Annotated in this window: 7 protein-coding genes; 4 read left to right on the forward strand and 3 right to left on the reverse strand. The window is 38.4% G+C overall.

The window, feature by feature from the left end; all coding sequences use genetic code 11:
* Positions 1 to 36 precede the first annotated feature (36 nt).
* Positions 37 to 2,358, forward strand: coding sequence for an ATP-binding protein (locus tag ACFIKN_RS00350; protein WP_375630809.1), 2,322 nt, complete (start codon positions 37 to 39; stop codon positions 2,356 to 2,358).
* On the opposite strand, the gene ACFIKN_RS00355 is transcribed toward ACFIKN_RS00350, so the two are convergent.
* Positions 2,355 to 2,879, reverse strand: a complete 525-nt coding sequence (locus tag ACFIKN_RS00355) for a methylated-DNA--[protein]-cysteine S-methyltransferase (protein ID WP_273791214.1) — start codon at positions 2,877 to 2,879, stop codon at positions 2,355 to 2,357. The genes ACFIKN_RS00350 and ACFIKN_RS00355 overlap by 4 nt on opposite strands.
* 818 nt (positions 2,880 to 3,697) lie before the next feature.
* Between ACFIKN_RS00355 and carB the strand changes: the two genes are divergently transcribed.
* The 3 genes from carB to ACFIKN_RS00370 all read left to right on the forward strand — a co-directional run bounded on the left by carB (position 3,698) and on the right by ACFIKN_RS00370 (position 9,158).
* A complete protein-coding gene (gene carB, locus ACFIKN_RS00360) occupies positions 3,698 to 7,183 on the forward strand; it encodes a carbamoyl-phosphate synthase large subunit (RefSeq protein ID WP_273791215.1) in 3,486 nt (1,161 codons plus the stop codon).
* 245 nt (positions 7,184 to 7,428) lie between these two features.
* Positions 7,429 to 7,638 (forward strand): cold-shock protein, encoded by a 210-nt coding sequence (locus ACFIKN_RS00365; RefSeq protein WP_012754908.1) that lies wholly within the window; start codon positions 7,429 to 7,431, stop codon positions 7,636 to 7,638.
* A 317-nt stretch (positions 7,639 to 7,955) separates the two neighbouring features.
* Entirely contained in the window at positions 7,956 to 9,158 is a 1,203-nt protein-coding gene (locus ACFIKN_RS00370; RefSeq protein WP_375637396.1) for a pyridoxal phosphate-dependent aminotransferase, read from the forward strand.
* A 1,158-nt stretch (positions 9,159 to 10,316) separates the two neighbouring features.
* On the opposite strand, the gene ACFIKN_RS00375 is transcribed toward ACFIKN_RS00370, so the two are convergent.
* Positions 10,317 to 11,222: a LysR family transcriptional regulator gene (locus ACFIKN_RS00375; protein WP_273791217.1), complete on the reverse strand. Its 906-nt coding sequence runs from the start codon at positions 11,220 to 11,222 to the stop codon at positions 10,317 to 10,319.
* 42 nt (positions 11,223 to 11,264) lie between these two features.
* A complete protein-coding gene (trxB, locus tag ACFIKN_RS00380; RefSeq protein WP_375637397.1) occupies positions 11,265 to 12,221 on the reverse strand; it encodes a thioredoxin-disulfide reductase in 957 nt (318 codons plus the stop codon).
* Positions 12,222 to 12,456: the final 235 nt, after the last annotated feature.

Genomic DNA, 12,456 nt, shown 5'->3' on the forward strand with positions numbered 1-12,456 from the left:
TTAAATCACATTATTCCAGAATTAAAGGAACGCGAGATGGCTAAATTGGACGCATATAATGCGCCAAGGGAGGTGTATGCTGATTCAAAATCAAGCGCTCAAAGTCGCAAGGAGCGGACAGAGCGTACCAATCTGTTTTCTGGTCCTGCCTATCAAAAACTTCTTTTTATTGAACCTTGGCTGCGACGTTCACTCCCATTTGTAATTCTTGCATTTCTTGTTACGCTAGCAGCGATCCGTTTCCTATCAATCTATGATTGGCGCAACACAATTGATAAAAACACGCATTCTACCATCACTCTCTTAGCTTCTCATATTACCAATACGATTGACCGTGACTTACTTGCAGCCACTCGACAAGGAAAAACTGCTGTTCTTTCTCATAATCATTTACAAAATATCCTGACTAATTTTCGTAACAAAGGTCTTATAAAAACCAGCGCTGTTATTGCTATTGTCGATCAAAAAGGCAATGTCCTAGCTTCATCAAGTTCCGAGATTGTCTTAGGAAAACCCTTACAGGATTTTACCTCTGAAAGCATTGCTTTACAAGCTCTAGGAAAACATGCTGGAATCATGAAAATTACAATAGGAAAAGATATTCCTGCTCTCGCTTCCTTTCAGCAAACAGAAAATGGACAATATGGGGTATTCATCAGTGAAAAAATGCAACATATTTACATGGAATGGCGGAAAGCTCTCTCGTTAAATATAACCATGTTTATTGGAACTAGTGGCGTTATCCTCGCTCTTCTTTATGCTTATTACAACCAAATTGTACGAGCACGCAAAACAGATCTTGTTTCAGAAAAAATTCAAAACCGTATTGATATGGCAATGATGCGTGGACGCTGTGGACTATGGGATTGGAATATGGCAAGTGGACGTGTCTACTGGTCACGAGCAATGTACGAAATGCTCGGCTATGTCCCTCAAGATGCACTGCTCTCAATTTCCCAAATTAGCGCCATTATCAATCCAAATGATGCGAATTTTTTTGATCTTGCTCAGGAATTAATGAGCGGTAAAAAGAAGCATATCGATATTAACGTTCCTATGCGTCATGCTGATGGTCATTATGTATGGATGCGCATTCGTGCCGAAGTTACTGAAGAAGAAGAACCCCATTTGGTTGGTATTTCCTTCGATATTAGTGAACAGCAACAATTGGCTGAACAAACAGCGCAAGCCGACCTTCGTATCCGTGATGCGATTGAAAACATTTCAGAATCTTTCGTTTTGTGGGATGCTGAAGGACGTTTAGTCATGTCCAACAGCAAATTTTGCGAATATGCCGCTATTCCTAAACAAATTCTCCAATCAGGTATCCAACGTGCAACGGTCGAAGCCATGGCACGCCCTGCACTCAGTGAATATCCCCTTAAAGATGATGGTACTGGTAACTTAACCAGTATTCGCCAAACGGCAGATGGTTGTTGGCTCAAAATTAACGAACGACGAACCCAAGATGGAGGATTGGTTTGTATTGGTACTGACATTTCTGAGCTTAAACAACAACAGGAAAAATTTGAAGACAGTGAAAGGCGTCTTTTTTCTTTCATTCAAGAACTCAAGCGCGCGCGAGGGAGTGCTCAACAACGCGCAACAGAAGTTGAAAAACTTAATAAAAGTTTGAAAGCAGAAAAAGAACGCGCCGAAAGTGCTAATAAGGCTAAATCAGAATTTTTAGCCAATATGTCTCATGAATTGCGCACGCCTCTGAATGCTATTCTTGGTTTTTCAGATATCATGTTGCAATCGACTTTTGGTCCTCTTGGTTCACAACGCTATAAGGAATATATGCATGATATTTACAATTCAGGAACCCATCTTCTAACCCTTATCAATGACATCCTTGATATGTCAAAAATCGAAGCAGGAAGATTTACGCTTGATTGTAAAAATACCGATCTTGAGCCCATCATTAGTGAAGCAGTACGAACACTAACACCTCAAGCTCAAGAAAAAAATATTGTTGTTACAACAAACATTACCCCAGAACTTCATGCTGAAGTTGATGGTCGTGCAATGAAACAGATTTTCCTTAATCTCATCTCTAATGCCGTTAAATTTACGCCTTCTGGCGGAAATATTGATGTCTGCGCTTTCAAGAAAAAAAATAACCTTATTTTTAAAATTACAGATACAGGCGTTGGTATTCCCCAATCAGCAATTAAAAAACTTGGGCAACCTTTTGAACAAGTCGAAAATCAGCTCACTAAATCTCATACGGGCTCAGGTCTTGGATTAGCCATTTCACGCTCCTTGCTAGAACTCCACAAAGGAAAACTTGAAATTACTTCAAAAGAAATGAAAGGAACAACTGTAACGATTATAATGCCCATCACACAAAGTTAAATTTTTCCATTTTGTTCCCGTTGTAGTAAAATCTGTTTCCGTTTTTCCCCCCAACGATACCCTGAAATAAAACCATTTTTACGCACAACACGATGACACGGAATGATAATAGCCAATTCGTTACGTGCACAGGCATGAGCAACGGCACGAAAAGCTTTCGGCATACCAATACGGCATGCTAAGATCTCATATGAAATTGTTTCACCACATGGTATATCACATAATACTGCCCATACTTGTCGTTGAAAAACTGTACCATTTATATCTAAGGGAAAATTATATTTTTTTACCAGCTTAGGTGTTTCTATCATGGCTATAATATGGGCAACTTCTCTCTTAAATGTATTGTCACCTACAACTTGTTGTGCATCACCAAAGCGTATCGTAAACTCCTGTAATAATTGCTCTATAGTGTCTCCTAACGCTATATGACAAATCCCTTTTTGAGACCTAGCCACCAAAAGCTTTCCTATTGATACATCTTTCAGACAGAATACTCTCGTTTGGGAAATATTCAGCATTTTAGTCTTCTTTATATTTTAAAAAGTTTTGAACATCATCCATAAAGTAAAGGGAGAGTATTCACTATCTTTTAAAAACAAACAAAATCATTCTGAAATTATATCCTTAGCCATTGTATTAAAATACACTCTCACCCTTTTATGAAATGGAAAGATACATAGATTGACTGTCTTCCTACCCTAAAACGGAAACTTCGACCAGAACCGGATCTATCAACAATCTTGCTTTTTATATAACAGATTCCAACTGAACCCATTTGATATGGTTTATTTCATAAGCTCTCTACAGACAAATCCTGCTCTGAATTCTATCATACACTCTAACAAAAACACCTTAATGTGGTAAATTTTCATACCTTATATCACAACTCTAAACGGCAGTATTTTACGGAACAACACGATAAGCTTCCCATTTTATTTTACGAAATCCCATCGAACCATAAATAATGGCTTATGTTTTACAAGCAACAGAAAAAGCGCGTGCTCTCTTAAGCAAAAAACGTCATAAAACACAAAGAAAGTATGCCGGCAATGGATTGGAAAGATGTTCCGGCTTTTTATGCTCCACAGTATGCTTGAATATTCTAATTTGTTGGAGCACTGTTATTATTTTTTATCAAAGGTCATACTTTTGATAAACTGACGAGATGACTCAACTCAAAAAAGAAATTTATCTTCAATTTTATGAAAAAAAGCATGGAAAAGGTATTTTAATGCTTACTTTCTTTGTCACTTAACTTATAAAATGACGGTAGCCTCAGAACTAAAATATTTTGCCCACAACAATCGCACACAGATATTTGTCATAGGAAAAAGTCATGCCCAAACGCACAGATATAAAATCTATTCTTATCATCGGAGCAGGACCTATTATCATTGGTCAGGCATGTGAATTTGATTATTCAGGCACTCAAGCCTGTAAAGCATTAAAAGAAGAAGGTTACCGAATTATTTTGGTAAATTCTAATCCTGCCACGATTATGACAGATCCAGATCTAGCTGATGCAACTTATATAGAGCCCATTACTCCTGAAATAGTTGCCAAAATTATTGCTCACGAGCGTCCCGATGCCCTTTTGCCCACTATGGGAGGACAAACAGCCCTCAATACTGCTTTATCATTAAAGCGTATGGGTATTTTAGACCGCTACCATGTTGAAATGATAGGAGCCAATGCTGATGCTATTGATAAAGCTGAAGATCGTGCTTTATTCCGCCAAGCGATGGCAAAAATCGGTTTGGAAACGCCACGCTCTATGTTAGCCAATGCAACAGAACTGAAAGAAGAAAATCGCCAACAACACGCAAAAACGTGTGCTGAACTTAAAGCAAAGCTTTCTGGTGCTGCGCTTGACAAAGCACTCGAAGAACTTGAGCGCAACTGGCGACATACCGAAGCTGATCGCAAACAACATTATATCGCTCATGCAACAGCAAAAGCAGTTCAAGCTCTTGATGTTGTTGGGCTTCCAGCTATTATTCGTCCTTCATTCACCCTTGGTGGAACTGGTGGTGGAATCGCTTATAACCGCTCTGAATTCTATGAAATTATTGAACGTGGGCTTGAAGCTTCACCAACAACAGAAGTATTAATTGAAGAAAGTGTTTTAGGGTGGAAAGAATATGAGATGGAAGTTGTTCGTGATAAGAACGACAACTGTATCATCGTTTGTTCTATTGAAAACATTGATCCAATGGGGATTCATACCGGTGATTCGATCACTGTAGCACCTGCTCTCACCTTAACCGATAAAGAATATCAATGTATGCGTAATGCTTCGATTGCTGTTTTGCGCGAAATTGGTGTTGAAACGGGGGGATCCAATGTACAGTTTGCTGTCAATCCTGAAAATGGGCGCCTCATTGTTATTGAAATGAATCCGCGTGTTTCTCGCTCTTCAGCGCTTGCCTCAAAAGCAACGGGGTTTCCCATTGCCAAAGTAGCGGCTAAACTGGCTGTTGGTTATACACTTGATGAATTAAAAAATGATATCACGGGTGGTGCAACACCAGCATCATTTGAACCTTCTATTGACTATATTGTGACAAAAATTCCTCGTTTTGCGTTCGAAAAATTTCCCGGTTCATCACCTGTCCTCACAACTGCGATGAAATCTGTAGGAGAAGTCATGGCAATTGGACGCACTTTTCAAGAATCGTTACAAAAAGCACTCCGTGGACTTGAAACAGGGCTTACGGGTCTTGATGAAATTGTGATTCCAGAGCATGCTGAAGGTGATGAAAAAAGTTCTATACGCTCAGCCATTGCCATACCAAGCCCTGATCGTCTACGCTATATTGCTCAAGCCATGCGCACAGGCTTACCCTTAAATGAGATTCACCAAATTAGCAAAATTGATCCGTGGTTTTTAGAACAAATAGCCTCCATCATTGAAATGGAGCAGCGTATCCGCATTCATGGATTACCCCAAGATGCAGATAATTTACGTATGTTAAAAGCTATGGGCTTTTCAGATGCGCGATTAGCCTCCCTTACAGGGAAAGAACCCGATTATATCGCAGCTTTACGTAAATCACTGAATGTTAAACACGTCTTCAAACGGATTGATACTTGTGCCGCTGAATTTTCTTCTCCTACAGCCTATATGTATTCAACATATGAAGTTCCCTTTGCAGGTGTAGAGCACTCGGAAGCACACGTTTCTGAACGCAAAAAAATTGCTATTTTAGGCGGTGGACCAAACCGCATTGGGCAAGGTATTGAATTTGATTACTGTTGCTGCCACGCTGCTTTTGCACTGCGTGATGCAGGATTTGAAGCGATTATGATTAACTGTAATCCTGAAACAGTTTCAACCGACTATGATACCTCTGATCGCCTTTACTTTGAATCTTTAACAACAGAAGACGTTATCGCTATTTTAGAAGCAGAACAGGAAAAAGGAGATTTGGTTGGAGTCATCGTCCAATTTGGCGGACAAACACCCTTAAAATTGGCAAGCGCTCTAGAAAAACACAATATCCCCATCCTAGGTACTTCACCTGACGCTATCGACTTAGCAGAAGATAGAGACCGCTTTCAAAAACTTTTATTTAAACTTAATTTAACACAACCTCAAAATGGTATTGCCCACTCCATTGAACAAGCACGTCTCATTGCCCACGAACTAGGCTTCCCTTTGGTTGTACGTCCCTCTTATGTTTTAGGAGGACGTGCTATGCAAATTATTCGTGATGAACGTAGCTTACAAAATTATTTACTTGAGAGTGTCCCTGAATTAATTTCAGAAGATATCAAAGTCCGTTATCCTAACGACACAACAGGACAAATCAATATATTGCTTGGTAAAAATCCGCTTCTCTTTGATACCTATTTAACAGAAGCAATTGAAGTAGATGTTGATTGTCTATGTGATGGTAACGAAACACTGATCGTTGGTATTATGGAACATATTGAAGAAGCTGGTATCCACTCTGGTGATTCAGCATGTTCTCTACCAGTCCATACGCTCTCAAATAAAATAGTTACTGAATTAGAGCGCCAAACCAAAGCATTAGCACAAGCACTTCATGTTCGCGGCTTAATGAATGTACAATATGCTATAAAAGATGACACCATTTATGTCTTAGAAGTCAATCCCCGTGCTTCACGTACTGTCCCATTTGTTGCAAAAACGATTGGTCGCCCTATTGCTAAAATGGCTGCACGTATTATGGCAGGAGAAACGCTTCATGATGCTCTTCAAGCTTATGGTGGATTACCTTCTTTGCAAAAAAAACAACATATTGCCGTCAAGGAAGCAGTATTTCCTTTTGCTCGTTTTTCAGGTGTTGATACACTTCTTGGTCCAGAAATGCGCTCAACCGGTGAAGTTATGGGACTTGACTATGAATTTTCGCTTGCTTTTGCTAAAGCCCAACTTGGAGCTGGTGTAAAACTCCCTAAAGAGGGAACTTTGTTCGTTTCTGTAAGAGATGAAGATAAAAAACGCATCTTAAATCCTGTAAAACGTTTAACTGAGCTTGGCTTTTCTGTTGTCGCCACAAGTGGAACACAAAAATTTCTCACCGAACACCACGTTGAAGCAAAAAAAATTAACAAAGTTCTAGAGGGACACCCCCATATTGAAGACGCTATTCGTAATCGCAAAATTCAATTGATTTTTAATACAACTAGCACGGCCAGTGCCATCTCAGACTCAAAATCATTACGTTATGCAGCCCTCATGCAAAATGTTCCCTATTATACAACAATAGCTGGAGCCGAAGCCGTTGTAGAAGCGATCAAAGCACTCAAAAAAAGGCGCCTTGAAGTACGTTCACTACAAAGTTATTTCAGTTGAATTTTTCTACTTAACAAAATGTACACTGTTTTCTTATTTTTTCTTTATATAAAAATTGATTAAGACTTGCTTTTTGTTCCAAAAACTTTTATAGAGGTTTCATCGAATTTTCGGTTACGTGACTTTCTTTCCTGTGCAATCTGCACTTTCGACGAAACTTCTCCCACCTAATTTCGATCTACAACCGTATTGAAGAAATGAAAGCTTCAGTACTCAATATAATTATATATTCTAAGGAGTTTCCTATGTCTACAGGAACAGTTAAGTGGTTTAATACAACAAAAGGTTTCGGATTCATTCAACCTAGTGATGGTAGTGCAGATGTATTTGTACACATTTCTGCTGTCGAGCGTTCTGGTCTAAACAGTCTTAATGAAGGGCAAAAAATTTCTTATGATGTTCTTCAAGATCGTCGTTCAGGAAAATTTGCCGCTGGTAACCTTGCAGCCCTTTAAAGTTTAAATTCTGCAATATTTTATTTAAAAATCTTCGTCTGTAATGACGAAGATTTTTTTTATTTTGTATAAAGCATCATTTTACCTTGTTAACATAAAAGACTGCTTATCTCCTTTGCACAATTTATCCCCCCCTTATACTTCCTCAAAACTTTCATAAAATCTACAAAGAGATTATCTTGTGAAATCTCAAAAAAGAAGAATATAAAGCCCGTGTAAGAGTATTTTAGAAGTTTTTTATTGCATACAATATAATCTCTTATAGAATATCCTTAAAGCAATAACCATTTGTTGATATAATATAAGGATTTAAAATTATGGCTTTTATTGCCGACAAACTGTCTCTTATCAAACCTTCTGCAACAATAGCTGCTTCTCAAAAGGCCCGCCATTTAAAAGCATTAGGGCGCAATGTTATTGCTTTAAGTGCTGGAGAGCCAGACTTTGATACCCCAGACAACATCAAAAACGCGGCTATTGAAGCTATTCGAAGAGGAGAAACAAAATACCCTCCCATATCTGGAATTCCAGAATTGCGCCAAGCAATTTCTGCAAAGTTTAAAAGAGAAAATAACCTTCTTTACCAACCAGAACAAATTATTGTTGGTACCGGTGGAAAACAAATTCTCTTTAATGCATTCATGGCAACTTTGAATAAAGGAGATGAGGTCATCATTCCATCCCCTTATTGGGTTAGTTATCCAGAAATGGTCGCACTCAACGATGGTACGCCTGTCTTTTTAGAAACAAAAGCCGAATTTTCTTATAAACTCCAACCCCAAGAGCTAGAAGCTGCCATTACCCCCAAAACCAAATGGTTCATCTTTAACTCTCCTTCAAATCCATCAGGTGCTGCTTATACACATAATGAATTGAAAAAACTCACAGATGTTTTAGTAAAATATCCTCATGTTTATATCCTTTCCGATGATATATATGAACATCTCACATATGAGGGTTTTACCTTTGTTACTCCAGCTCAAGTAGAACCAGCGCTTTATGAGCGTACACTCACAATGAATGGTGTTTCTAAAGCCTATGCGATGACGGGATGGAGAATCGGCTATGCAGGCGGACCACAAGAATTAATTAAAGCCATGGATACCATTCAAGGACAGCAAACATCTGGAACAAGTGTCATTTCACAATGGGCTGCGGTTGAAGCACTCAACGGGCCACAAGACTTTATTGCTAAAAATAAAAGTATTTTTCAAACACGCCGTGATCTCGTTGTCTCCATGCTAAATCAAGCTCCTGGCATTCACTGTCCAACGCCTGAGGGTGCTTTTTATGTTTATCCTTCTTGCTCCGGAATTATTGGAAAGAAAACACCTAACGGCCAATGTATTACCAATGATGAGGACTTCGCCATAGCGCTTCTAGAAACAGAAGCTGTTGCTGTCGTCCAAGGATCTGCTTTTGGACTTGGATCAGCTTTTCGTATTTCTTATGCAACATCAGAAGAATTACTTGAAGAATCTTGTATACGTATACAGCGCTTTTGCAACAGTCTAATTTAAAATTTTTAAATATCATCTCTTGTGATTGTTTTTACCGAATGTCAGTATATCCGAGAAAATATCGGAAACTGTGTCATGGTCTAAATCTATCGATTCAGCAAAAATATCTATGAATAAACACAAAAATAGAGGCTGTAGATAAAGATCAAAAAAATCTAGCTATCAAATAAATGAATAGGTCTATTATCATAAGAGATGAAAAACCTATTCTGCTTTCTCCATTCAATTTATAACTCTAAAAAAGACTGAGCGCTTTTAAACACAATTGCCCTTATAATCAAAGGCCCTTACAATAAAATCTCTTCTATTTCTCGGCTTCTTCTTCGTCCTAAAATGAAGAAGAAGCCACCTCCCATCGTTGTGTAAGCAATCCAGTTTCCTTTAAGTTCTATCTAATAACTACTTGATTTACTTCATAGGCTTTATGAACAAGACCTGCCTTAAATATTCACCTCACACTCTAATAAAAAGCACTTCATGTATAAGGTTTTAAATATTTTATATCACACCCCTAAAAGACAGACTTTTATGGTATAACAGGATAAATCTCTCTTAAACTCCTCATTGAATTTTAGTATTCTTAAAAAATTGTTGGATATCCACAAGTTTCAAAATTTTTTCCTTATCATCTTCCCATATATTGCAATTTCTAAGGACTCTTTCAAAAATAATAAAAAAAAAAGCCGGACATATTGTCCGGCAAATTTGGAAAATCTTCAGAGATAAAATCAATCTGATAGATCTTCGTAAGGGAACACTCAAGAAAACGCACTGGGAGGCAACATAATCAAGAGATAGCATTCTATGTCATTTTATAAGAAAAAGCACAATAAAGACTTAAGCGTATCTGCTATGCAATAAACACATAGCTTTAAATTTGTCTCCATTATGTAGCACTCTCTTTAATTAAATATAAAAATGTAAGCTACACCATCACACGATTGTCCATTATATAATAGCTCTCACGTTTGCTAGCATTTGTAAAAAAACATTTATCCCTTTTTTCAAAAATATTTACCCGCGCAGACTCCCTCCACTTTTAATGTGCAACGAATAATTTTAATTGATTCAATATGAGCAAGTTTGAAACGAAAGAATATTACGGGAGTCTCAAGTTGCAAAACAGCTAATTGTTCCTTATAAATTAAGACATTAATATTAAAAAGACCACTGACGAGCTTTTAAAAAAATATAATCTCGAAAAGCATTTAACCTTGCCAAATTCTTTAAATTATAAGGATAACAAAAAAAAGTATCAAAAGAAGGAATATCAACCATATCAGGAAAAAGACGCACCAAATGCTCATCATTATTGACGATATAATCAGGAAGCACAGCAATCCCAAGATCACGCATAAGCGCATTCTTTATTGAGATGATATTGTTGATTTGTAGAACTGAAACGCGCAATGATCCATCACTTCTACCAGCCTTTTCCAACCAATTTAAACCAGACAAATAAGGTGGAACAGGTTCACCGAACGAAATAATACGATGCTCATCGAGATCAGATAATTTTTCCGGCTTTCCATAATTTGCAATATACTTTTCCGAAGCATAAACATGCATATGAATTGTAAAGAGTTTTCTTTGTATAAGATCAGGTTGTTTGGGTTGATGTAAGCGAACAGCACAATCCGCATGACACATTGTCAAATCAAGCTCTTCATCGGAAAGCAAAAGCTGAACCTGCATATCAGGATAAAGACTAAGAAATTCTGGCATACGCTCTGCAATCCACCCTGCCCCCATTCCAAAGGTCGAGGTCACACGCAAGTGCCCCGTTGGTTTTGCGTAGCTTTCACTTAATTGCAAACGCACACTTTCAAGCTTCATCAAAACATCATGAGCTGTACGATAAAGAGTTTCTCCCTGTTCTGTAAGAATCAAACCACGCGCATGACGTTGAAATAAGGATACCCCAACCTCTTGTTCTAAAGCCGAAACCTGTCGTGAAACGGCTGATTGAGATAAATGAAGTTTTTGAGCAGCATGCGTAAAAGATCCCGCTTCTGCTGCAGCGTGAAAAACCCTTAACTTATCCCAATCCAACGGTGGCGCCACAATTAATTCTACCTCTATATTCTCTATTTTCTCAATGAGTTACTAACGCTTGGATATATCCAAAAACCGTTCTGCTTCCAACGCTGCCATACATCCTCTTCCCGCAGCTGTTACAGCTTGGCGGAATGTTTCATCTGTCACATCCCCAGCAGCAAAAACACCAGCAATGCTTGTTGCTGTTGAGTCCGGTGCTGTCCATAAATAGCCGCCTCGTTTTTGTTTCAGCTGTCCTTCAAACAGAGAAACAGCAGGATTATGCCCAATGGCAATAAATATGCCCTCTGCATTCACTTTCATCTCATGACCTGTCTTAACATTTTTCAGACGTGCCCCTGTTACAACAGCGCCCATTGCCCCCTGTGCTGGCAGCCCCACAATTTCTTCGACCACATGATCCCAAAAAACACGCACATTATTACAAGCCAGCAACCTATCTTGCAAAATTTTTTCTGCCCGAAACTGCCCCCGCCTGTGAACCACGCTTACACTCTTAGCCAAATGCGATAAATAAAGTGCTTCTTCAACAGCCGTATTTCCTCCTCCCACGACAATAACGTCCTTATCACGATAAAAAAAGCCATCACATGTAGCACAAGCGGAAACACCTCCGCCCATAAAGGTCTGTTCACTTTCTAAACCAAGCCAGCGTGCTTGAGCTCCTGTTGCAATAATCAGTGCATCACAAGAATATTGTGTTCCTGAATCCCCATATAAGACAAAAGGATACTTCAACAAATCAGCCTTTATAATTGTATCATAGACAATTTTTGTCCCCATATTCTCAGCTTGTTTTGCCATTTGTTCCATCAACCATGGTCCTTGAATGGGATCTGCAAAACCTGGATAATTCTCAACATCAGTTGTAATTGTTAATTGTCCACCCTGCTGCAAGCCCGTCACCAAAACCGGCTTAAGCATTGCTCTTGCTGCATAGATCGCCGCTGTATAACCAGCTGGACCTGAGCCAATAATCAGCAGACGAATATGCGATTGCACCATTAAATCCCCTTCACTTTATTATAAATTAATTATTCTATAAATGATAACGGAATGCAGCTTTTTAAAAAAATATTTTTCAAGAGCCCTAATTATGTTATGTATACTTCTTTTCAAGTTTTATGAAAAGGTCTGATTACTAATTCATCAAGGCACGCTAATGTTAAGAATTAATCCTTATCCTATAAAGAGAAAAATGTAACTTCTTATGAGCACAAAACCATAATAAAAAGAGATA

The sequence above is a fragment of the Bartonella sp. CL436QHHD genome, from assembly GCF_042195105.1.
Classification (GTDB): Bacteria; Pseudomonadota; Alphaproteobacteria; order Rhizobiales; family Rhizobiaceae; genus Bartonella.